The following is a 24,044-nucleotide window of genomic DNA, read 5'->3' on the forward strand; positions in this document are numbered from 1 at the left end:
ACGCAGGAAGTCTCTCAGCAATTGCGCTCTTCGATGCTCAGTCGGACAGATTTCCTAAATTTCTTTCAGGGCTGAACGAACCCGTTCAGCTTTTCTTATACAATCTATTGACCTTGACGCGGCGTCAAGGTGTAAGATGAAAGCATCGGAGGGGATAGGATGGAATACACAATCCAAAAATTGAGCAGGTTGGCCGGTGTCAGCACGAGTACGTTGCGTTTCTATGACGAAATCGGTCTGCTGAAGCCCAAACGCACCAGCACCTCTGGCTATCGCATCTACGGGGAGGCAGAGGTGGACAGGCTGCAACAGATTCTGTTCTTCAAACAGCTGTCCTTTTCGCTTGACGAGATCAAATCAGCGATGGATGATCCTGAATATGATGCGGAACAATCATTGGTCGCTCACAAACAGGTACTGTTGGAGAAAAAGAAAGAAATTGAATTGCTGATCAAAACGGTGGATGCTACGTTGGAAGAAACAAGAGGAGGCAAAAAAATGAGCGACAAGGAAAAATTTAAAGGTTTGAAAAGGGAGTTGCTCGACGAGAACGAAACCCGCTTCGGGCAGGAAATCCGCGATAAATATGGCAAAACGAGCGTAGAAGCATCAAACAAGAAATTCGCCGGAATGAGCGAAGCAGATTTTGATGCGATGCAGGAGATGGCTGTGCGATTGCAGAAACTGCTGACGGAAGCGATGGCTACGGGGGACGCCGCTGGGGAAGGTGCTTTGGCGGTTGCCGCCTTGCACAAACAGTGGCTGAGCTACACTTGGCCGACCTACTCGCCGGAAGCGCACCGCGGGCTGGCCCAGATGTATGTCGACGACGAAAGGTTCACTGCTTACTACGACAAATCATCCGGCAAAGGGGCCGCAGCCTTTTTGCGGGATGCGATCCACAACCACACGGACAAATGATGAATGACACTGGCTTGGCCGGAAGCTGTAATGCGCTTTCGGCTTTTTTGCGGGGATCTTGAGCCGCCGGTGATGGTGCAGTGTTGCCGCATGTTTCGAATTTCGCCCCCCCAACTCTTGACTTTTGTGGTAGAATGGTACGGTAAGTTGCGTACATTCGCAAAGAACTTAGAATTCAGGGAGGCACTCATTCGTGGCTAAAGACAAAAATACATTTTATATCACTACTCCAATCTATTATCCGAGCGGTAAGCTCCACATCGGTAATGCATATTCGACTATCGCATGCGATGTCATGGCGCGCTATAAAAAACTGATGGGATTCGATGTGTTCTACCTGACGGGTTCAGATGAGCACGGACAGAAAATCGAAAACAAGGCAGCAGAATTGGGCATCACGCCGAAAGAATATGTGGACGGAATGGCCCAGGATATGCAGGAATTATGGAAACGTCTGGACATCTCCAACAACAAATTTATCCGTACGACAGACGATGATCATGTGCAGGCAGTTCAGCAAATATTCGAACAATTATTGGCACAGGGCGATATCTATCTTGGCGAATACGAAGGCTGGTATTCCGTTTCCGACGAAGAATTCTTCACAGAAACGCAATTAGCTGAAGTGTACCGCGATGCCGACGGAAAGATCATCGGAGGGGTTGCTCCAAGCGGACATGAGGTCGAATTGGTGAAAGAGGAGTCCTACTTCTTCCGCATGAGCAAATACGCGGATCGTCTGTTGGCTTATTACGAGGAGCATCCTGATTTCATCCAACCGGAGTCGCGCAAAAACGAGATGGTCAATAATTTCATCAAACCGGGCCTTGAGGATTTGGCTGTTTCACGGACGACATTTACCTGGGGGATTCCGGTTAAGAGTAATCCCAAGCACGTGGTCTATGTTTGGATTGATGCATTGGCGAACTACATCACTGCGTTGGGATATGGGTCAGCTGATGACTCGCTTTACCAAAAATATTGGCCGGCTGATGTGCACATGGTCGGAAAAGAAATTGTGCGCTTCCACACCATCTATTGGCCGATCATGCTGATGGCTTTGGATCTGCCGCTTCCGAAGAAAATCTTCGGGCATGGTTGGTTGCTGATGAAGGAAGGTAAAATGTCCAAATCAAAAGGCAACGTTGTGTATCCGGATATGCTGGTGGAACGTTTCGGTTTGGATGCTTTACGCTACTATCTGATGCGCGAAGTGACTTTCGGAAGCGACGGCATCTTTACGCCTGAGGACTACGTGAACCGGATCAATTATGATCTGGCGAATGATTTGGGCAATTTGTTGAACAGAACGATTGCCATGATCAACAAATATTTCGGAGGAAACATTCCATCCGCGCTTGCGGAGGAAACGGCTTTCGACGCGGAACTCAAAGCGATGGCAGCGGAAGTGACCGAGAATTACGTGAGGGAAATGGACAACATGCAGTTCAGTTCGGCACTATCCGAAACTTGGCGCCTCATTTCCCGCGCGAACAAATACATCGACGAGACAGCTCCCTGGGTCTTGGCGAAGGACGAGTCCAAGCAAGCGGAATTGGGCAGCGTTATGGCCCATTTGGCGGAAACGTTGCGCGTCGTCGGCATTCTCTTGTCTCCGTTCATGACACAGGCACCGTTCAGAATATATGAACAACTCGGACTGGACTTCGAAAAACAAGGCACTTGGGAAAACGTGACTTTCGGAACATTCCCGGCGGACGTAAAGGTAGTCGAAAAAGGCACACCGATTTTCCCTCGTTTGGTCACGGAAGAAGAAGTCGCCTACATTAAGGAACAAATGGGCGAAACGGCCCTAGTGGAAGAGGAAGCAGTCGCGGCCGAGTGGGATCCCTCGAATACCGTATTGGCTTCCGAAAAAGAAAAACAGATCAAGTATGAAGATTTCGATAAAGTCGAGCTGAAGGTAGCCGAGGTCATCGATTGCCAGAAAGTCGAAGGCGCGGATAAATTGCTGAAATTCCGTCTGGATGCGGGTGATGAAGGTCATCGCCAAATCCTGTCGGGTATCGCGCAATGGTATCCGGATCCAGCGTATTTCATCGGCAAGAAAGTCATCATCGTCGCTAACCTGAAAGCGCGTAAAATGAAAGGCGAAATCAGCCAAGGGATGATCCTTTCTGCTGAAAAGGATGGCGTCCTACAAGTCATACTCGCACCTGAAGCGGCAGCAAATGGTTCTACAGTGGCATAAAGGTTTTTGTGATTCAAGGAGCCTGGGGCAGTTGTCCTGGACTCCTTTGTCCATTTTAGATGCAGAAGAATCAGGGCGGACAATGGTCTTCCCGCAGGAATCGGAAAGGAAATTATGGATAAACTATTATTTGACACACACACGCATCTGAATGTGGACGCTTTTGCGGATGACGTGGACGCGGCCATCACAAGGGCTCACGAAGCCGGTGTCGCAAGATTTGCAGTAGTGGGCTTCGATGCGGACACAATAAAAAAATCGCTCGAATTGAGCGCGAAATATTCTGAAATCTACAGCATCATCGGCTGGCATCCTACGGAAGCAGCAACCTATACCGCTGCAGTGGAAGACAGTCTGATGGCATTGCTTGAAGAAAAAAAGGTTGTTGCCATGGGCGAAATGGGTCTGGATTATCACTGGGACACTGCGCCGCATGATGTCCAGGCGAAAGTATTCAGAAGGCAAATCGCGATCGCCAAAGAGTTGGAACTGCCGATCAGCATCCATATGCGGGATGCCATCGAAGACACCTACCGCATCCTGAAGGAAGAGGATGTACGCGACATCGGCGGCATCATGCACAGTTTCAGCGGTGATGCCGATTACATGAAGAAATTTTTGGATTTGGGTATGCACATTTCGATTAGCGGCGTCGTCACCTTCAAAAAAGCGACGGAAGTGCATGAAGTGGCAAAAGTTGTTCCGATCGAGAAACTGCTTGTCGAAACAGATGCGCCGTATCTGGCGCCCGTCCCTTTCCGCGGAAAGCGGAACGAGCCGGCCTATGTACGCTATGTAGCCGAAAAAATCGCGGAATTACGCGGAGAGACCTTCGAACGGATCGCGCTGCAGGCAACCAAAAACGCGAATACATTATTCGGATTGGATGACAAATGAAAATAGAAGAGATTATAGTGGTTGAGGGGAAAGACGATACCAAACGGATCAAGGAAGCGGTGGAGGCTGATACGATCGAAACAAACGGATCGGCAATCAACGAAGAAACGTTGCGGCTGATTGCTCATGCGCAAGCGACACGGGGAGTCATCGTCTTCACCGATCCGGATTTTCCGGGCGGCAAGATCCGGGCGATGATCGTGGAGAGGATCCCTGGCGTCAAGCATGCATTTCTGCGTAAGGATGACGCGCAATCTCCGAAAGGCGGAAGCCTCGGAATCGAGCATGCATCCCCCGAAAACATCAGGGAAGCGCTGAAGAATGTCTACACGCAAAGACAAGCTGAAACAAGCGATATCGACAGGAAATTCCTGGATGAATGGCACTTGGTCGGACATGCCGATTCAGGGCGCTATCGGGAATTGCTGGGAGATGCACTGGGAATCGGGCATACGAACGGAAAACAGTTGTTGAAGCGCCTGCGCATGTTCCAACTTGAAAAAGAAGATGTCAACACAGCGATGACGGCCATTTTGAAAGAACTGGATGAAAAGGATAGCCTGACCGCCCTGCGGCAGGAGGAGGAAAATAGATGACTGCATTAGAACACCATAAGGATATAGCAACACCAAGCAGAACAAACGCCATCTTAAAAAAATACCATCTGACCATGAAGAAAAGCCTGGGTCAAAACTTTCTGGTGGAACCGAATATATTGACGAAGATGGTGGCTGCGGCCGGAATCGACAAAAACACCAATGCGATTGAGATCGGACCCGGTATCGGAGCATTGACGGAGCGTCTGGCCAGAGAAGCCAAGAAAGTAGTAGCGTTTGAAGTGGACAGACGATTGGCGCCTATTTTGAAGACAGAACTTGCGGAATACGATAATATCGAAATTATTTTTCAGGATATTCTGCAGGCGAACGTTCCGCAAGTGATCGAGGAGCATTTTGAACCGGCTGAACGCTTGGTGGTGGCAGCGAATCTGCCTTACTACATCACAACGCCTATCATCATGAATTTCATCGAAACGGATCTGCCGATCGATACGTTCGTGATGATGATGCAAAAGGAAGTCGCGCAGCGTATGACGGCGAAGCCCGGAACGAAAGCCTTCGGTTCATTGACGATTGCGATCGACTACTATACGGAAGCCGAGATTGCCTTCATTGTGCCGAAGACCGTTTTTGTGCCGCAACCGAATGTCGATTCGGCAATCCTGAAGCTGCAACGCAGAGCGGAACCGAAAGTGAAGGTTACGGATGAAAAATTCTTTTTCGATCTGGTCCGGGCTGGTTTCAATCAACGCAGAAAAACACTCTGGAACAATCTGCTGTCCCGCTACGGTAAAACGGAGGAAGTCAAGGCGGCATTGACAGCGGGACTTGAAGAAGCCGGTATCGAGCCTTCGAAGCGGGCAGAAGCTTTGAGCATCGAACAATTTGCCGACCTTGCGAATGCTTTGGTTAAATATTTAGATGTGCAATAAAAAATAAAAATCGTCTGATATTTAAGCTTTCAGACAATCGACGACGCAGTCACGGCATCTTCCGGAGTTCATTCAGAACGGAAGATGCCGTTTTTTTGTCAGCAGTTTTACTAAAAAAAAAGTAAAAAAAGATGATAAGATTTCTTTAAAATTTTGTCCGTTTCATAGTTGCGCGCATTCGTCCTCTGTGATATACTTGTTAATTTAATTTATCTGTGTTATAATTGGACTCAGTGAGGTGAAACAGAATGCCGGATAATTTGAGTCAGATTAAGGAACAACTGGAATGTCACTTAGGCCAAAAAGTTATGCTGACTGCGCAAGCAGGACGCAAACGTAAGACGGAACGAAAAGGTATTTTACGGGAAACGTATCATGCTGTATTTGTAGTTGATCTAGACCAAAACGAAAATGCATTTGAACGTGTATCATACAGTTATGCAGATGTTTTAACCGAAGCTGTAGAGATTTTATTTTACGATGAAGAAAAATGCCAGTACGCTTAAATGATGTAAGAACATATTCCAAATAAATCAAACAGACAGCGAATGTCTGTTTTTTTTTATCGAAAAATCGCTTGATGTCCGCGGAATCGTGCGAATAACAAACCGGTTCCGGGCATTGAGCGATGAGATGGTGATCATTCAGAAACTAATTCTTGTTTGTTGACATATATTTCTTTTAAAAAGCGCACGCTTACGCTAGTATTGTATTATAAGAACAGTGGGGAGGAGCGTGGAGCGGTGGAATGGATTGAGCGGGCGCCGGCAAAAATAAATTTGGCGTTAGATGTACTGTATAAGCGGGATGATTATTATCATGAACTCGAAATGGTGATGGCTTCAGTCGACCTCGCGGACCATCTTACTTTTACTCCTCTCGAAGAAGATGAAATCAGGATATACACAAATAAAGTGTTTCTGCCTGTTGATACGCGGAATCATGTCTATCAAGCGGTGAAGCTTCTCAAAGACCGTTACGGAATAAATAAGGGAATCAAAATTGAAATCGATAAGAAAATCCCTGTTGCAGCCGGATTAGGTGGCGGCAGCACTGATGCCGCTGCAGCGCTGCGCGCGCTGAACAAAATCTGGGATCTGCAGCTTTCTGTTGAAGAGCTCATCGCGATCGGTAACCAGGTGGGCTCGGATGTTCCTTACAGCATAGTGGGCGGCACTGCTTTTGTATCAGGCCGAGGGGAAATCGTCCGGAAATTGCACCCGATGCCATCCTGTTGGGTGATTTTGGCGAAACCGCGCTTGAGCGTCTCTACGAAGACAATTTTCCGTCTTCTGGCTGTTGAGGAACTGCAGCACAATCCGACTTCCCGCATCGTGGCGCAAGCCATTGAAGAAGGTGACTACGAACGGATGTGCCAGAACGTAGGGAATGCTTTGGAGCAAGTGACATTCAATAAGCATCCGGAACTGCGCAAATTGAAAGACCGGATGGAAAAATACGGCCTTGACGGCGTTACGATGAGCGGCAGCGGCCCTACCATCATCGGATTCAGCAGAAACACGTCGCGCATCAAAAGAGTCTACAACAGTCTGCGCGGGTTCTGCGAAGAAGTATACATGGTCCGACTACTCAATGAAGAATGATAAGAATAGCTGAACAATCCCGCCCTGACGCAACCGCGAAACTCCTTGGAGTGTTCGCGGTTTTTGCTGCGAAACGGAAGCGAAAAGGTTGACGCGTTCCGTTGAGTTATGATAAAGTGTCTATCGGGACTTAAATAGTAATCATTACGTTTTGGAGGAATAATAAATTATGATAAATAGACTGAAAATGACAGGCATATTGTCTGCGGCCGCCCTTGTTCTTGTTGGTTGCGGAACGGGCGGAAGCAGCGAATCAAGTGTTTCCGAGGAGGGGATCACGGTCGTCACAACCTTCTATCCGATGTATGACTTCGCGAAAAATGTGGTGGGGGATAATGGCGAAGTGTCTGTTTTGTTGGATGCCGGACAAGAATCGCATGGTTATGAGCCGACACCGCAGGATATCGCAGCAATCACTGAAGCTGATGTATTCGTCTATAACAGCGATGAAATGGAAACATGGGTGCCCAGCGTATTGGAATCCATTGAATCCAGCGATGTGATCGTTGTCGAAGCTGCCGAGGATATCGCGCTTTTTGAGCTGGAAGAGGATACAGCTACCGAAGAAGAACACAGTGATGAAGAAGGTGAGGATGCCCACAGCGTCGATCCGCATGTCTGGTTGGATCCGGTGTATGCACAAGCGGAAGTCGAAGCCATTTTGGCCGGAGTAGTTGAGGCGGATGAAGCCAACCAAGAGAGTTATGAAGCGAATGCCGCTGCCTTTAAAGGAAAATTGGCGGATCTGGATGCAGCTTATCAGAGTGCCTTTGAGGTTGCTGAAAACCGCACGTTCGTCGTACAACATGCCGCTTTCGGCTACATCGCCCGACGCTACGATCTGACTGAAGTGGCGGTCTCTGATGTATCATCCGATGCGGAACCGAATCCTGCCAAACTGGCTGAACTGCAGCAATTTATGATTGATAATCAGATTACTACCGTTTATTATTCGGACAGCGCGTCTTCAAAAACCGCAGAAACGCTCGCCGAAGGAGCAGGGGCCTCTCTGGAAGTGTTGAGTCCGCTTGAAGGGATAACAGAAGAGGATCAAGAAGCGGGCAAAGATTATCTGAGTGTGATGGAAGAAAATTTGAGCGCTTTGAAAAAAGTAATCCAGTAGGAGAAAAGAGGGATTCAAGTGGAGTACATCGATGTACAGCATCTGTCGTTCTATTACGATGATGAACCTGTCCTGCAGGATATCACATTTCAAGTGCACGAAGGCGAATTTGTCATCCTTACAGGCGAGAATGGCGCAGCGAAATCCACTTTATTGAAGAGCGTTCTGGGATTGTTGAATCCCCGGGAAGGCAGTGCGACGATTTCGAAGGTGAACTATCGAGGAGAAAAGCTTACGATCGGTTACGCACCGCAACAAATTTCGTCGTTCAATATAGGGTTTCCGAGTAGGGTCCTTGAGTTTGTGGAGTCGGGCAGATACCAAAAAGGCAGATGGTTCAAAAAATTGGACGAAGAAGATCATACCCATGTAAAAAAAGCCTTGGAATCAGTGGGCATGTGGGAAATGCGCAACAAAAAGATCGGAGAACTTTCCGGTGGGCAAAAACAACGTATCGCCTTGGCACGTATTTTTGCAACAGATCCGGACCTGTTCGTGCTCGATGAGCCGACAACCGGGATGGACAAGGAGTCGCGCGAACGGTTTTATCGTTTACTGAAACACAATTCGCAAGTCCACAATAAAGCGATCATCATGGTTACCCATGAGCATGAAGACATCAAAGAATTTGTGGATACCCATATTCAGTTAGTCAGAAAGGAGGATTCGCCGTGGAGATGTTTCTCTATGGATTTATGCAAAGAGCCTTCCAAGCATCAACATTGATCGCGATCATGGCGCCCGTTTTGGGTCTGCTGTTGATTTTGCGCCGGCAGTCCTTGATGGCGGATACGTTGTCCCATGTTTCCTTAGCAGGCGTTGCTTTAGGCATGCTGCTTAACATCAATCCGACGCTTACAACATTGGGCATCGTCATTTTGGCAGCTATCGGAATCGAATATTTGCGAGTCATCTTCAAAGGCTATTCGGAAATATCCGTCGCGATTCTGATGGCTACGGGGATGGCGGTAGCGTTGGTGCTGATGAGTTTCGTGTCGGGGAAGCAGAATGCAAGTGTGGAGCAGTTCCTATTCGGGTCGATCATCACAATCAATGATGAGCAGATCCTCATCTTGTTGGCGTTGGCAATCATTGTTGTCTTATTATATTTGGTTTTCCGTAAACCGTTGTATGTGTTGACATTTGATGAAGACACAGCTCATACGGCGGGCTTGCCGGTCCGCATGATGTCGCTGTTGGTATCCGTGATCACCGGGGTCGCCATCAGCGTGGTGATGCCGATCACCGGCTCCTTGCTGGTTTCTTCGATCATGATCCTTCCGGCAGCCATCTCGATGCGATTGGTGCATACCTTCAACGGTGTCATCTTGCTTGGGATTGGAATCGGCTTGACGGGAATGTACGGAGGATTGTTCGCTTCCTACCAGTATGGAACGCCTCCCGGTGCCACCATCAGCTTGGTTTTCGTGGGCATGTTCGTTTTGACCAGCATCTATAAGGTCATCACAGAAAAGAAGTAGAATCTTAACAATAAGATATATCGACAAGAGCAGAACAATGCTCTTGTTTTTTTTGCTAAAATTCAATTAAAAACGAACAATACGCAATTAAATGCTTTCATTTTTCAGGAATCAACTATATAATAGGGAAAAGAACGCAATATGAGGAGAGATTTGGATTGAAAATTAAACGCAGTGAACGGTTAGTTGACATGACCCGTTACTTACTAGAAAGACCGCATCGGTTGATTTCATTGACTTATTTCGCTAAACGTTATGAATCAGCGAAATCATCCATCAGCGAAGACCTATCCATCATCAAAAAAACATTTGAAGATCGGGGAACAGGGATTGTCGAAACGCTTCCGGGAGCAGCAGGGGGCGTCAAATACATTCCGACAATCACCAAAGAAAACGCCCGTGAAATTATAGAAGAAATGTGCGAAATCATGAACAGCAAAGATCGTTTATTGCCGGGAGGATACGTTTATCTTTCTGATATGTTGGGCAATCCGGAATTGTTGCAGAAAATCGGACGTGTTATCGCAGCCCAGTACGTCGACAAAAAAGTCGATGCAGTCATGACTGTCGCGACAAAAGGGGTTCCGATCGCGCAAGCGGTAGCCACTTATCTGAATGTGCCGTTCGTCATCGTACGCCGGGATTCAAAAATTACTGAAGGCTCTACAGTGAGCATCAACTACGTTTCCGGTTCATCCGATCGCGTCGAAAAGATGGAGCTTTCCAAGCGCAGCTTGGCGCGCGGTTCAAAAGTTCTGATTGTCGATGATTTCCTGAAAGGCGGCGGCACCATCAATGGTATGCGCAGCATGATTTCCGAGTTCGAATCGGAGACAGTCGGCGTAACCGTATTCGCTGAAGCAGGCTATAATTCCAAGCGTGAAGTATTCGATTATACATCGCTGATTCGCGTGAACAATATCGACTTGAAAGATCACTCCATCAGTGTAGGTTTGGGCAATTATTTCGATTCAAGCACCGAGTGAGAAAGTAGCCATGAAAAAAGAGCTGGCCCTTAAGTTTAAGGGCCGGCTCTTTGGCTTGTGTTGGGAAAAGCGGGTTTCACACAGTGGGGTTCTGAGGAACTCACACTTGGTCGTTCCGGAAAGAAGTCTCCGGCAGTGTTTTGTAGGCCAATTTTTCCAAAACGCCTCCACAATCAGGATAGACTTTGATCAGCGCATCATAAGACAACAATTCAAAATCACGGTAATCGAATGCTGGGGAAACCATGCAACTCACGAGAGCGTAGTCTCCTGATGAGCCTTCGATACTGCTCCCGAAGATGACTCCTTTCGGAACCGTAAATTGGAAAAGTTCTCCTTTTTCGGGATGACGCCCTAGCTTAATCGCCTCATAACGGCCATCAGGATGCAACAGATGAATGGTCAACGTACTGCCTTCATGGAAGTACCAGGCCTCATCAGACTTCAAACGGTGAAAATGCGAGGGGTTGTCTGCAGTCAACAGAAAAAGAATATTACTGAAGAGGTAGCGTTCTCTCTGGTCTTCGGTAACGATCAATTCGGGAGAATGACCGGTTTCGCGAAAATAACCGCCTTCCGCGTGTGGCTGAAGCAACAATTCCTGTATCCAAAATGATGCAGTCGGTTTTGTCATTGGAATCAATCCTTTCGTTGTGTCTTCCTGTTTACAAGTATAACCAAAAAACCGGTCAATAAGAAATAATGTATCCGCATTCTTCGTATTTCCATTAGAAAATGAAAAGAAGTCTGTATTTATGTCCGACATCATATTGAAAAAAGCAAGTTTTTAGGCTAAGATAATTTAGTTGAAGGAATAAATTGAAAAGATAGGAGTTGCTTATGGCTAATCGTTTTGCAATCATACTTGCTGCTGGTCAAGGAACGCGCATGAAAAGCAAACTTTATAAAGTGCTGCATGCCGTTTGCGGAAAACCAATGGTTGAGCACGTCGTGGATCAAGTAGAGGCTGCTGGCATTGAGAAGGTAGTGACAATTGTAGGGCATGGTGCGGATACTGTCAAAGGATGCTTGGGGAATCGTTCGGAATATGTATTGCAGGCACAACAATTGGGAACAGGGCACGCTGTCCTGCAAGCGCAAGCTGTGCTGGAGAACAAAGAGGGCACTACGTTGGTCATCTGCGGAGATACACCGCTCCTGACTGCAGAGACGTTGGAATCCTTATTGCAGTACCATGAAGAGAAAAAAGCGAAAGCAACTATCCTGACTGCGCATGCTGACGATCCGACCGGTTATGGCCGCATCATCAGAAATGCTTCAGATAACGTAGAAAAAATTGTGGAACAAAAAGACGCTTCTCCGGAAGAAGCGCTTGTGCAGGAAATCAATACCGGAACATATGCTTTTGATAACAAATATTTGTTTGCCGCGCTGCAATCAGTGGGCAACAACAATGCGCAAGGCGAATATTATTTACCAGATGTCATCGAAATCCTGAAGAACCAAGGGGAAATCGTGACGGCTTATCAGATGAGCGATATGGGTGAGGCCTTGGGCGTGAACGATCGTGTCGCTTTGGCTGAAGCTTCTGTCTACATGAAGAGACGCATCAATGAAAAACACATGCGCAACGGCGTTACCTTGATTGACCCGGATAATACCTACATCGAGGCGGATGTGATCATCGGAAGCGACACAGTCATTGAACCGAACGTATTCCTGAAAGGGAAAACGATCATCGGTGAAGATTGTTTCATCGGCTCAGGATCAGAACTGAGCAACACAACAATCGGTGATTGCGTCCAGATCAGAAGCTCCAACTTGGAAGAGTCTGTGATGGAATCGGACAGCAACATCGGTCCTTTCAGCCACTTGAGACCGAACAGCCACATCGGAAAACGCGTCCACATCGGAAATTTTGTGGAAGTGAAGAACGCGGTATTGAACGAAGACACAAAAGTCGGACATCTGACATATGTTGGAGACGCGGATCTTGGTAAAAACATCAACGTCGGTTGCGGTACCGTCTTCGTGAATTATGACGGCAAACACAAACACCGTTCCAGCATCGGTGACAATACGTTCATCGGCTGCAACGTGAACATTGTGGCTCCTGTAAAAGTCGAGGCCAACACATTCCTAGCCGCAGGTTCGACCATCACAAAAGATGTGCCTGAAGGCGCGATGGGCATCGCCCGCAGCCGCCAGGAGAACAAACCCGGCTATTGGGAAAAATTGCCGCCAGCCAAAAAATAAAGCAAAACCTTATACATGTATGGTAGAATGATTTTGAAAATACAATATCAGTATGTGTTTAATTTGGTAAAAACAAAAGATTAACGGAGGATTATCATGACAGAACATTACAAAGATCCAAAACTTAAGATTTTTTCCTTAAGTTCAAATCGCCCTTTGGCTGAGAAAATTGCGGCTGACGTTGGTGTCGAGTTAGGAACCCTTTCATCATCCCAATTCAGCGATGGTGAAATCAAGATCAACATCGACGAAAGTATCCGTGGTTGCCACGTTTACGTCATCCAATCAACTAGCTCTCCGGTAAACGACCACTTGATGGAACTTTTGATCATGATCGATGCTTTGAAGCGCGCGAGCGCCAAAACAATCAACATCGTATTGCCTTATTATGGTTATGCACGCCAAGACCGTAAGGCGCAATCACGTGAGCCGATCACAGCTAAATTAGTGGCGAATATGATCACCAATGCCGGCGCTGACAGATTGTTGACACTTGATATGCATGCTCCTCAAATTCAAGGTTTCTTCGATATTCCAGTCGATCATCTGTTGGGAGCTCCGTTATTGGCAAGTTACTTCTTGGATCACGAAGTTCTAAACCATGACGTAGTCGTTGTTTCCCCAGATCATGGCGGCGTGACAAGAGCCCGCAAACTGGCTGAATTCATCAAAGCTCCGATCGCCATCATCGATAAGAGAAGACCGAAAGCGAACGTAGCAGAAGTCATGAACATCATCGGGAATGTCGAAGGCAAAAAATGTATCCTGATCGACGACATGATCGATACTGCAGGCACAATCACATTGGCTGCCCAAGCATTGCAGGATGCGGGTGCATTGGATGTCTATGCTTGCTGCACACATGCTGTATTGTCAGGCCCAGCAATGGACCGCATCAACAACTCCGTAATCAAAGAATTGATTGTTACTGATTCAATCAATATTCCTGCTGAAAAAGTCAGCGAGAAAATCGTACAGGTATCCGTGTCACAATTGATCGCCGAAGCAATCAAACGTATCCACGAAAACCGTTCAGTAAGCCCGTTGTTCCAAGAAAAATTCGTGATCATCGACTAAGAATCCGTTAACCCAAAAAAGTCCTCCCATGGGAGGGCTTTTTTGGTTTTGGGGTTGGGCTGGAGAGTCTGGAAAAGATGAATGCCCCGAAAGAATCCATCTTTCCGAGCCCGAGCGTGGCCGGAAAAGATGGATAATGCCCAATAATTCATGCTTCCAGGGGCGGACAACCCGCACCCTCAGCACCCGCACCCCGAAAAAATAAAAAAAGCTGAACGGGTTCGTACAGCCCTGAAAGAAATTTAGGAAATCTGTCCGACTGAGCATCGAAGAGCGCAATAGGACAGATTTATCTAATTTCCGAAAAAATTTATACTTTCCTAGTTATGTCAAAAAACACCTGCCGGCCCTGACGGGCGGCGGGTGCTTGAGATTGTAAAGTATTATTTTGCGTCTGCTTCCAGGCTGGCGAATCCTTCTTCCAATACTTTTTTCAGTGTTGTAGCGGATAGATCCATTTTTTCCTGTTCTGCATCGGATAAAGGAATTTCGATGATGTTGCGGATACCGGAACGGTTGATGACTGCCGGCACGCCGATGAAGATGTCTTTGTGTTCATATTCACCATCTAAATAGACGGATAAAGGCATGATCGCATTTTCGTCATTCAGGATAGCTTTAGTGATACGGGCTAAGGCTACGGCGATACCGTAGAAGGTCGCTCCTTTTTTCTCGATGATTTCATATGCGGCATCGCGCACTTTGAAGAATACATCGACCAAAGCTTTTTCATCCACAGCGGAAGTTTGTTTTACCCATTCGTAAATCTGCAAGCCACCAACGTTGGCGTGGGACCATACTGGGAATTCAGTGTCGCCATGTTCCCCTAGGATATAGGCGTGAACATTACGGGCATCTACGCCTACAAGCGCAGAGATGCTTTGACGGAAGCGGGCGCTGTCCAGGGAAGTACCAGAACCGATGACGCGGTTAGCAGGAAGCCCTGAAAATTTCCAAGTTGCATAAGTGAGGATATCCACTGGATTGGATGCTACCAAGAAAATACCGTCGAAACCGCTCGCCATGATTTCTCCGATGATCGACTTGAAGATGCGCAAGTTTTTGCTTACCAAATCGAGACGTGTTTCACCAGGCTTTTGGGCAGCTCCTGCAGTCAATACTACGATATCAGCGTCGTGGCAATCTGCGTATGATGCTGCATAAATTTTCTTGGGTGAGGTATAAGCTAAAGCGTGGGAAAGGTCGATGGCGTCTCCCTCTGTTTTTGCTTTGTTGATATCGATGATACCCAATTCATGACCAATGTTTTGTGTAACCAACGCAAACGCATAACTTGATCCTACCGCGCCGTCACCGACTAAAATAATTTTTTGTCCTGTACTTCCACTCAATTCTGCCATTATAATGCTCCTCTCACTATTTGCTGATTCTATTATAACACTAAACAAAGGTGATTACTCTTTGGGCCTATCCCGCTCGGCAAAGATTTTCAGAACCAGCGATGATTGCACGAGAGAGATAAACAGTGAACAACCTGTGAAATATTATATAAAAATATTATAAAATAAAATGCTGTCGTTTTCAATGGATAGCTGCGAATTCTTTCACAATATTTTTTAGCGGCTCCCGATCCGATTGCTTACGAATATATGAAGGATGTGGTATACTGTTCAAAAGCAAACTGTGCGGATGACATCCGTGCGGCCTTTTTTGGCGTAAAGGGACGGAAAGCATGCGCTTGGTCCCTTGCGGACATAACTACGACTGGAAAATATAGGGGAAAACAAATGAAAATGATTGTTGGATTGGGGAACCCAGGTCCTAAGTATACCGATACGAAGCACAATGTCGGTTTTATTACTTTAGACGAGTGGGCCTTTCAGAATAAAGAGAAGTACAATAAAAATAAATTTGAAGCGTTATACATAGAGACCACCGTAAATGGCGAAAAAGTTTTATTCGTCAAACCGCTGACATTCATGAATGATTCGGGAAGATCGGTAAGGCCGTTGATGGACTACTACAACATCGCAATCGAAGATCTGGTTGTCGTATACGATGATATGGATATGCCTGTAGGAAAAATAAGGCTTCGCCAAAAAGGTGGGGCCGGCGGACATAATGGCATCAAAAGCTTGATTCAGCATTTAGGGACGCAGGATTTCAACCGGATCCGCATCGGGGTCGGAAGGCCTCATCACAATATGACGGTCATTCAGCACGTATTGAGTCCTTTTCCGAAAGATGAACACGCCGAAATGTTGCACTCCGTAAAAGAAAGTGTGGATGCGATCGATCATTTCATTAAAGGGAACAATTTTTTGGAGACCATGAATCAATTCAATAAAAAAGGTTAGGTTCAGCTTCAGCTGGACCTCTTTTGTGTCTGCCCCCAAACAGCACAGGCAGCTCGCTATGAAAGCGATAACTTTTTCTGCAGAATACACCATGAACGAGGAGAATATTCATGAAAGATATAGAAAAATATTTGAAGAGCTCGAAAAATATACAGACATTATTATCTGAAGTCAACGCCGAACTGCCGCAGTTGGTGGCGGGGCTCTCTGGGTCAGGCCGCAATCTGCTGACAAGTATCCTGTTCGAGGAATTGCAGAAGCCGATCATCGTCTTGACCCCGAATTTGCTTCAAGCGACTCAAGTTTACGAAGACATCAGCCAACTGGCGCCGGATGTTCCGCTCCATGTCTTCCCTGTGGAGGAATCGGTCGCAGCGGAACTGGCTTTCTCATCACCCGAATACCGCAGTCAACGGGTGGAAACATTGGATTTTTTGAAGAGCGGCAAAAAAGGGATCATCGTGATTCCAACTGCAGGATTCAAAAAAATCCTCTCTCCCGCTTCAATCTGGGAAACACATTGCCTTGATTTTTCCGTTGGCATGGATTTGGATTTGGACGGACTGCCTGAGAAATTGGTCGCAATGGGCTATACCCGTGAGCGGATGGTTGCCAGCCCGGGCGAGTTCAGCATTCGCGGAGGAATCATCGATATCTACGCTCTGAACGAGGAGAACCCCTTGCGAATGGAACTGTTTGATACCGAAGTCGATACATTGCGCTTTTTTGATGCCTACACCCAAAAGTCCAGCGACTCTATCGAAAGTGTCCGGATTTTGCCGGCGCATGACACAATCTTCACGAAAGAGGGAATTATGCAGCAGGCAAGCGCGGTGGAGAAAAAAGCCGAAAAGGCCATCAAAGGCATCAAGAATCAACAGGCCAAAGAAAGCATGACCCGTGTATTCTCCGAGATGACAGATAGGATGAAGCGCGGCGAACTGCCCAGAGACCCGCAACTCTACACAAGTTTGGTCTATCCGGAACAGCCTACGGTTTTGGACTATATCGCCGAAGATGCGCTGCTGATAGTGGACGATTACAGCCGTATCCTTGAGGTTGAAAGGACGATTGAAAGTGAATCATCGGAATGGAAGTTGGCTAAGGTGTCGGAAGGCGTGTTCCTGCCTTCACAGGACTTCAGCGCCGATATCCGCGAGGTGATCAAAAAGTCCAAACAGCATCGCATCTATTACGCGCTTTTCCATAGAGGTTTCGGAAATATGCGTTTCCAAGGAGTCTATTCTTTCCAATACCGCACACTGAACAATTTCTTCAGTCAGATGCCGCAAGTCAAACTGGAAATGGAACGTTGGCTCAAACAGCATATGTCAGTTTTCGTCATGGTACCGTCTGCGGAACGGGCCGAAAAGGTGCAACGGATATTCGCGGATTTCGGCATCCACAGTTACATTAAAGGGAACGCCCCTATTATTGAGAACAAAGTGAATATTCTGGTCGGTGGAATGGCGAACGGGTTTGAATTGCCGCAGGAAAGAATGGTGTTCGTCACCGAAAAGGAGCTTTTCAACAAAGTTACGAAGAAGCAGCCGCGTCGTCAGAAAATGACGAATGCGGAGCGATTGAAGAGCTACACAGAACTGAATCCTGGCGATTACGTCGTCCACGTAAATCACGGAATCGGGCTTTACACAGGGATGGAAACCATCGAAGTCGGCGGCGTCCATCAGGATTACATGTCGATCGCCTATCAGGAAGGGGCCAAATTATTCATTCCTGTGACGCAGATCCACCTGATTCAAAAGTATGTGTCCTCTGATGCCAAAACGCCAAAAATGCACAAGTTGGGCGGAACGGAATGGACGAAAACGAAAAAGAAAGTCGCTTCAAAAATCGAGGATATTGCGGATGAATTGATTGAGTTGTACGCCAATCGGGAATCCGAAAAAGGCTATGCCTATCAACCGGATACACCGGAGCAGATAGAATTCGAAAATGCCTTCCCTTATACTGAAACCGATGACCAACTGCGCAGCGCCGCTGAAATCAAGGCAGACATGGAGAGCATCAAGCCGATGGACCGTTTGTTGGTCGGTGATGTCGGTTACGGCAAAACGGAAGTTGCGATGCGCGCCATCTTCAAAGCGGTACAGGAAGGAAAGCAAGCCGCATTCCTTGTCCCTACGACCATCTTGGCACAACAGCACTACGAGTCATTGACGCAACGTTTTGAGGAATACCCGTTTGAAATTGGGTTGTTGAGTCGCTTCCGCACAAAAAAACAACAAGATGAAACATTGGCCGGCATCCGCAAGGGCACGGTTGATATCGTCATCGGCACGCACCGGATTTTATCGAAGGACGTCGTTTTCGCTGATTTGGGATTGTTGGTGGTCGACGAAGAGCAACGCTTCGGTGTGAAGCATAAAGAACGCCTGAAACAGCTGAAAGCTTCAGTAGATGTCCTGACTTTGACGGCAACCCCGATTCCGCGGACACTGCACATGTCGATGCTGGGGGTCAGAGATCTTTCTGTCATCGAAACACCGCCGGCAAACCGCTATCCGGTTCAGACATACGTCATGGAACAGAATAACGGAGCTGTCCGGGATGCAATCGAAAGGGAGATGGCCCGCGGAGGTCAAGCCTTCTATCTCTACAATCGAGTGGAAACAATCGAGAAGAAAGCCGAGGAGATACGCGAACTCGTCCCTGATGTCCGCGTCGCAGTAGCGCATGGACAGATGACGGAGGTACAGCTCGAGAATGTCATCATGGATTTCATCGAAGGGCGCTACGATGTCTTGGTCACTACAACCATCATCGAAACGGGTGTGGACATCCCGAACGTTAATACGCTCTTCATCGAAAATGCTGATCGGATGGGCTTGTCGCAGCTTTACCAACTGCGCGGACGTGTCGGCAGAACAAATCGGATTGCCTATGCCTATTTGATGTACCAACCGAACAAAATGCTGACCGAAGTTAGCGAGAAAAGGTTGCAGTCCATCAAAGAATTCACGGAACTGGGCGCGGGTTTCAAAATCGCTATGCGTGATTTGTCGATCCGCGGGGCAGGGAATCTTTTGGGTGCGCAACAGCATGGCTTCATTGATTCGGTCGGATTCGATCTCTACTCAGAGATGCTGGGAGAGGCGGTCGCAGCCAAACGTGGCATGAAAGCGAGAACGAAGCGTTCCATCGTTGAAATCGATTTGAGCATAGATGCTTACATACCTGCTGATTATATAGAGGATGAGCGCCAGAAAATCGATTTCTACAAACGGATCCAGCGTATCGACAGTGTAGCTGATTATGATGAAATCGATGCGGATCTTATCGATCGCTTCGGAGATTATCCGCAGGAGGTTTCCGATTTGCTGGAGGTCGGTCTGATCAAAAATTACGCCGAGAAGAGCCAAATCGAAATGATCAAACGCTTAGGCGAAACGATCGCCATCACCTTCTCGCAGGAAGCAACCGTCCGCTTGCAGGGGCCGGCAGTATTCGAAGCCCTCAGCAAAATGCCGTTGAAAGCGCAGATCAATCTGAATAATGCCAGATTGGTGGTCAGCCTGGCCATAGGGAAATTACCGAACCGTCAATGGCTGAACCATCTCAACGCATTCGTCAAAGCCTGTGTAGCTGAACCGGACGAAACAGCGGGAGAGACAGATGGAAAATAATCGCTTGAAGCAGATGATGAAGGGTGCGCTGTTGTTGTCTGTGGCTGCCTTCATCAGCAAGATACTCAGCGCGATCTATCGTGTGCCGTTTCAAAATATGGTGGGTAACACAGGCTTTTATGTCTATCAGCAAGTCTATCCCATATATGGCATCGGTATGACGTTCGCTTTATCTGGCTTTCCAGTATTTCTCTCCAAGATGATTGCGGAAACGCCGGATAGCGGGACCCGCAGAATGGTGTTGAAGCGCAGTTTGATCATCCTCGGTATCTTCGGATGCATCCTGTTCGTAAGCATCTATGGCTTTTCCGCTCAACTGGCAGTGTTGATGGGGGACCCGGATTTGAAACCGATTTTGCAGTCGGTATCCTGGATGTTTCTGTGGATGCCGATATTGGCAACGTTGCGAGGATACTTCCAAGGCAACTACCGCATGGAACCGACTGCCATTTCGCAAGTGTTGGAGCAGCTCGTGCGGGTCGGCGCGATCCTTTTTGCGGCTTATGTGTATACGAAATCAAAAGGGGACCTTTATGCGATGGGCGCTCAAGCCATGAGCGGAGCGACTGTCGGTGCAATCTTGGGCAGCCTGATCCTGTTGGCGGCCTATTACAAAGAAAGGCGGAATCTGGCTGCACCATTGCTTGATGGGCAACGACTGGAGCAGGAGGCTCCCGCCGCACGATGGGGACGCTTGATCCGCCGCTATGCGACTGAAGGGGCGACAATTTGCCTCCTGAGTGCTGTCCTGGTCCTGTTCCAGCTCATCGATTCATTTACGCTCTACAACGGCTTGTTGGAGGGCGGCATGGCGAGCGATTGGGCAAAAAATATCAAGGGGATCTATGACCGTGGGCAACCACTTGTACAGTTGGGTATGGTGGTGGGGACCGGGTTTTCGGCCAGCTTCATTCCCATGATGAGCCAAGCCCATGCACAAAATCGTCAAAGCGAATTCACCCGATCCGCCGTGTCATTGTTGCGGATGACTAGCGTCTTTTCGGCAGCCGCAGTGACGGGTTTGCTGGCTATTTTACCGAACGTCAACAACATGCTCTTCGGCGACAGGGAAGGAATCGCTGTTCTTTCCGTATATATTTTGGCCATTTTTGCGGCTTCTGTCATGACCGCCTATCATTCCATCCTCCAAAGCTTGGGTCAGTACAAAATTTCCTTGCTCGCCTTGGCTGCGGGTCTGGCGGTCAAATTCTTCGGCAATTTGCTCTTGGTGGAACCGTTGGGGACGATGGGGGCAAGCATCGCTTTGACAGCTGGGTTGGCTGCCATGCTGTGGGTGCTTTGGTTCAAGAGTGAGCGTGCCTTGCGGGATGTCTGGTCCAGTGATCGTTTCCTCTTGAAACTTGTCTCCGGCTGCGTTGTTCTGTATGTTACGGTTGGGGCGCTCCGGATTGGCCTGGAAAGGTATATGTTTACGGATGGAGGTCGGCTGATGGATTCCATAATCGCCGCTGTGACAGTTTGTGCTGGTGTGGTCGTATTCTTATGGTATATTCTAAAAGTGAAACTCTTTACGTTACGCGAGTGGGTAAGTATTCCGTTCGGGAAAAAACTGCTGCGCAAATTGCCGGATTAAACGAATGACACAAAATAGAAAAATGGTACAGAAGGAGAAATGTATGGGTAAAATTCAAATAATGGGCCTTGGAGCCGGTGACTTGGAACAATTGCCGTACGGCGTATACAGCCGATTGCTGGCAGCTGAATTCGTCCATCTGCGGACCAAGGAACATCCGGTCGTCGAGAATCTGAAGGCTGCAGGCGTGCAGTTCGAAAGCTTTGATGCAGTGTATGAAGCTAAGGATAAGTTTGATGATGTATACCGTCAGATTGCAGACTATTTATTGGAAAAGGCAAAGACGCAGGATCTCATTTATGCAGTGCCGGGACATCCGTTGGTTGCAGAGGATTCCGTCAAGCATTTATTGCAGAACCAAGCCGGAATCAAAGTGGAGATTGTCGGGGGCAAAAGTTTCATCGATGATTTCTTTCAGGCTGTAGCCATCGATCCGATCGAGGGCTTTCAATTATTGGATGGGCTGTCCTTCCATCAGGATCAGCTGAATCTGGGTAATCACTTGATCATCATGCAAGTTTTCAATGAATTTGTGGCCAGCGATGTAAAATTGAAGCTGATGGAGAAATATCCGGATGAGCATCAGGTGGCATTGGTCGATGCGGCAGGAACCAAACTGCAAAAAGTGACCTGGTGCCCATTGTATGAGATGGACAGACTAGAGGGCGTGCACAACTTGCTCTCCTTGTACGTTCCACCGCTGCAGATGGATGAGCGTACCAAAAGTTTTGAGTTGACCCAAGCCTACATGGATGCCATAGCAGAAAAAGATGTTTGGGTGCAATCGCAGACGCACGAAAGCCTGTTGCCCTATCTGAAGGAAGAATGTGATGAAGTGGCCGAAGCAATCCAGAACGATGATATCGATAACCTGATCGAAGAGTTGGGCGATGTCATGCTTCAAGTTTTTTATCATGCTTCGTTTGGCGAACGGGAAGGCTTTTTCACGATGGAGGATATTCTGGAAACATTGAACAGAAAATTGCGCAGGCGCCATCCGCACGTTTTTGACGGGGTGAAGGCTGATACGATCGAAGAAATCGATAAGATGTGGCAAGCGATAAAAGCAAAAGAAAAGAGGAATTCCGATGAGACTAGATAAATTTTTGAAAGTATCCCGCTTGATCAAACGCAGATCGGTCGCTAAAGAGGTTGCAGATAAGGGACGCATCCTGATCAACGGCAAGCAAGCAAAGTCGAGTTCGACTGTCAAAGCTGGAGATGAAATGACGCTGCAATTCGGGAATAAAACCGTCGTCGTGCGCGTTGACAAAATTGTGGAAACGACCAAAAAGGATGAGGCGCAGGAAATGTACACGCTCATCAGCGAAACGGCTGCACCCAGAACGGAAGAAAATCGCTTCTGATGCTGCGAAAGGCCATGGACAATCCGGGTTGTTTCTTCTATACTTTTACATGAGCAAGACTGTTCGGAGATAATGGGATTATGGAAGTTTCAAGGAGGCGATCAGGGTGAAGGGAAAGACGCAAAAAAAGACAGCTGACAACGTAACCGTGATGCAAAATGATTTTACGAAGGCGCAGCATAGTCAGAAACGTATATTTCAGAGGGAAAAGAAAGCCCATATGAGAAGATTGTCCCTGATTTTTTTCGTCGCAGCTGCCCTGATTGTGCCTTGCCTGTGGAAAACGGTCGGAAACTGGCTGGAGATCCGGAAACTGGATGCTGCCATCGCTTTGGCCAAAACAGAGAAAAAGCAAGCTGAGGACGAAAACACGCAATTGACCTATGAAGTCAAATTGCTGCAGGATGATGAATACATCGCCAAATTGGCACGCGGTAAATATTATTTAAGTAAAGACGGCGAAATCATTTTCAGTCTGCCTGAAGATAATCAGACAAAAATGGCCGAAAAACAAGAGAACGCGGCGGATTCAGATTCATGAATACGCCAATGAATAAAGATTCTATTTTTTTCTGCAAAATCCGTGGTATAATTAGCTGAGCAAAAATGAAGGAGGAACTTTTTTTTTATGTCAATAGAAGTTGGGAACAAAGTATCAGGAAAAGTTACAGGGATTACAAATTTTGGTGCATTCATTGATTTAGGCGGCGGTAAGACAGGACTAGTTCATATTAGTGAAATTTCTGATACTTTCGTTAAGGAAATAAAGGACGTTTTGAAGGTTGGCGATGAAGTGACCGTAAAGGTAATGTCCATTGCAGATGATGGGAAGATCGGCTTATCCATCCGCAAAGCTGTGGACAAGCCAGCAGGGGAAGTTTCCAGACCTCAACGAGAAAGCAGACCTTATCAAAAAAGTACAACTCCTCGTCCGGAAGGCTCTTTTTCTAAAGGCAGAAAAGATTTCTCAGCACATCAGGATAAAGGTCTTAAAAATGACTTCGACTCCTTGATGAGCAGCTTCTTGAAGGACAGCGAAGACCGTTTGACTTCCATCAAGCGCAATACGGAAGGCAAACGCGGCGGCCGTGGCGGCAGACGTGGATAG

General features: G+C 47.4%; 22 protein-coding genes. 20 read left to right on the forward strand and 2 right to left on the reverse strand.

All coding sequences use genetic code 11. From position 1 onward, the window contains the following. Positions 1-159: 159 nt before the first annotated feature. The 11 genes from ACTCCX_RS05025 (at position 160) to purR (ending at position 10,716) form a co-directional block, all read left to right on the forward strand. On the forward strand, positions 160-921 hold the full coding sequence (locus ACTCCX_RS05025; RefSeq protein ID WP_463275021.1) for a MerR family transcriptional regulator: 762 nt from the start codon (positions 160-162) through the stop codon (positions 919-921). 193 nt (positions 922-1,114) lie between these two features. After that, a complete protein-coding gene (metG, locus tag ACTCCX_RS05030) occupies positions 1,115-3,133 on the forward strand; it encodes a methionine--tRNA ligase (protein ID WP_463275022.1) in 2,019 nt (672 codons plus the stop codon). Positions 3,134-3,247: 114 nt separating this feature from the next. Further along, on the forward strand, positions 3,248-4,030 hold the full coding sequence (locus tag ACTCCX_RS05035) for a TatD family hydrolase (protein ID WP_463275023.1): 783 nt from the start codon (positions 3,248-3,250) through the stop codon (positions 4,028-4,030). Then, positions 4,027-4,626, forward strand: a complete 600-nt coding sequence (gene rnmV, locus ACTCCX_RS05040; protein ID WP_463275024.1) for a ribonuclease M5 — start codon at positions 4,027-4,029, stop codon at positions 4,624-4,626. Before ACTCCX_RS05035 ends, rnmV begins: the two co-directional genes overlap by 4 nt. Further along, positions 4,623-5,522: a 16S rRNA (adenine(1518)-N(6)/adenine(1519)-N(6))-dimethyltransferase RsmA gene (gene rsmA, locus ACTCCX_RS05045; protein WP_463275025.1), complete on the forward strand. Its 900-nt coding sequence runs from the start codon at positions 4,623-4,625 to the stop codon at positions 5,520-5,522. Before rnmV ends, rsmA begins: the two co-directional genes overlap by 4 nt. Before the next feature lie 248 nt (positions 5,523-5,770). Beyond that, positions 5,771-6,028, forward strand: coding sequence for a Veg family protein (locus ACTCCX_RS05050; RefSeq protein WP_068559042.1), 258 nt, complete (start codon positions 5,771-5,773; stop codon positions 6,026-6,028). A 237-nt stretch (positions 6,029-6,265) separates the two neighbouring features. Further along, positions 6,266-7,126, forward strand: coding sequence for a 4-(cytidine 5'-diphospho)-2-C-methyl-D-erythritol kinase (ispE, locus tag ACTCCX_RS05055; RefSeq protein WP_463275026.1), 861 nt, complete (start codon positions 6,266-6,268; stop codon positions 7,124-7,126). A gap of 169 nt (positions 7,127-7,295) precedes the next feature. Beyond that, positions 7,296-8,249: a metal ABC transporter solute-binding protein, Zn/Mn family gene (locus ACTCCX_RS05060; protein WP_463275027.1), complete on the forward strand. Its 954-nt coding sequence runs from the start codon at positions 7,296-7,298 to the stop codon at positions 8,247-8,249. 18 nt (positions 8,250-8,267) lie between these two features. Beyond that, positions 8,268-8,975, forward strand: coding sequence for a metal ABC transporter ATP-binding protein (locus ACTCCX_RS05065; protein WP_463275028.1), 708 nt, complete (start codon positions 8,268-8,270; stop codon positions 8,973-8,975). Beyond that, on the forward strand, positions 8,921-9,730 hold the full coding sequence (locus tag ACTCCX_RS05070; RefSeq protein ID WP_463275029.1) for a metal ABC transporter permease: 810 nt from the start codon (positions 8,921-8,923) through the stop codon (positions 9,728-9,730). Before ACTCCX_RS05065 ends, ACTCCX_RS05070 begins: the two co-directional genes overlap by 55 nt. A 158-nt stretch (positions 9,731-9,888) precedes the next feature. Continuing rightward, positions 9,889-10,716 (forward strand): pur operon repressor, encoded by an 828-nt coding sequence (gene purR, locus ACTCCX_RS05075; protein WP_463275030.1) that lies wholly within the window; start codon positions 9,889-9,891, stop codon positions 10,714-10,716. A gap of 100 nt (positions 10,717-10,816) precedes the next feature. On the opposite strand, the gene ACTCCX_RS05080 is transcribed toward purR, so the two are convergent. Then, positions 10,817-11,350 (reverse strand): cupin domain-containing protein, encoded by a 534-nt coding sequence (locus ACTCCX_RS05080; RefSeq protein ID WP_463275031.1) that lies wholly within the window; start codon positions 11,348-11,350, stop codon positions 10,817-10,819. A gap of 206 nt (positions 11,351-11,556) precedes the next feature. Between ACTCCX_RS05080 and glmU the strand changes: the two genes are divergently transcribed. Both glmU and ACTCCX_RS05090 read left to right on the forward strand, forming a co-directional pair. Beyond that, positions 11,557-12,933 (forward strand): bifunctional UDP-N-acetylglucosamine diphosphorylase/glucosamine-1-phosphate N-acetyltransferase GlmU, encoded by a 1,377-nt coding sequence (gene glmU, locus ACTCCX_RS05085; protein WP_463275032.1) that lies wholly within the window; start codon positions 11,557-11,559, stop codon positions 12,931-12,933. 96 nt (positions 12,934-13,029) lie between these two features. Then, the gene (locus tag ACTCCX_RS05090; RefSeq protein ID WP_463275033.1) at positions 13,030-14,010 is read left to right on the forward strand and encodes a ribose-phosphate diphosphokinase; all 981 of its coding nucleotides are present in this window, start codon (positions 13,030-13,032) and stop codon (positions 14,008-14,010) included. Between the two features lie 383 nt (positions 14,011-14,393). Here ACTCCX_RS05090 and ACTCCX_RS05095 read toward each other — a convergent pair whose 3' ends face one another. Further along, complete coding sequence (locus ACTCCX_RS05095) at positions 14,394-15,371, reverse strand: L-lactate dehydrogenase (RefSeq protein WP_463275034.1); 978 nt, start codon at positions 15,369-15,371, stop codon at positions 14,394-14,396. Between the two features lie 387 nt (positions 15,372-15,758). On the opposite strand from ACTCCX_RS05095, the gene pth reads away from it, so the two are divergent. From pth to ACTCCX_RS05130, 7 genes are all read left to right on the forward strand, one after another. Beyond that, positions 15,759-16,328, forward strand: a complete 570-nt coding sequence (pth, locus tag ACTCCX_RS05100; protein WP_463275035.1) for an aminoacyl-tRNA hydrolase — start codon at positions 15,759-15,761, stop codon at positions 16,326-16,328. Between the two features lie 110 nt (positions 16,329-16,438). Next, positions 16,439-19,975, forward strand: a complete 3,537-nt coding sequence (mfd, locus tag ACTCCX_RS05105; RefSeq protein ID WP_463275036.1) for a transcription-repair coupling factor — start codon at positions 16,439-16,441, stop codon at positions 19,973-19,975. Beyond that, positions 19,965-21,569 carry a putative polysaccharide biosynthesis protein gene (locus ACTCCX_RS05110; protein ID WP_463275037.1) on the forward strand — a complete coding sequence of 535 codons (1,605 nt, stop codon included), beginning with the start codon at positions 19,965-19,967 and terminating at the stop codon, positions 21,567-21,569. Before mfd ends, ACTCCX_RS05110 begins: the two co-directional genes overlap by 11 nt. Positions 21,570-21,612: 43 nt before the next feature. Continuing rightward, positions 21,613-22,671: a MazG nucleotide pyrophosphohydrolase domain-containing protein gene (locus tag ACTCCX_RS05115; protein WP_463275038.1), complete on the forward strand. Its 1,059-nt coding sequence runs from the start codon at positions 21,613-21,615 to the stop codon at positions 22,669-22,671. Next, positions 22,658-22,936, forward strand: coding sequence for an RNA-binding S4 domain-containing protein (locus tag ACTCCX_RS05120; protein ID WP_463275039.1), 279 nt, complete (start codon positions 22,658-22,660; stop codon positions 22,934-22,936). Before ACTCCX_RS05115 ends, ACTCCX_RS05120 begins: the two co-directional genes overlap by 14 nt. A 106-nt stretch (positions 22,937-23,042) precedes the next feature. Further along, on the forward strand, positions 23,043-23,477 hold the full coding sequence (locus ACTCCX_RS05125; protein ID WP_463275040.1) for an FtsB family cell division protein: 435 nt from the start codon (positions 23,043-23,045) through the stop codon (positions 23,475-23,477). An 87-nt stretch (positions 23,478-23,564) separates the two neighbouring features. Next, on the forward strand, positions 23,565-24,044 hold the full coding sequence (locus ACTCCX_RS05130; protein WP_068559014.1) for a S1 domain-containing RNA-binding protein: 480 nt from the start codon (positions 23,565-23,567) through the stop codon (positions 24,042-24,044).

Source organism: Trichococcus sp., assembly GCF_055118575.1.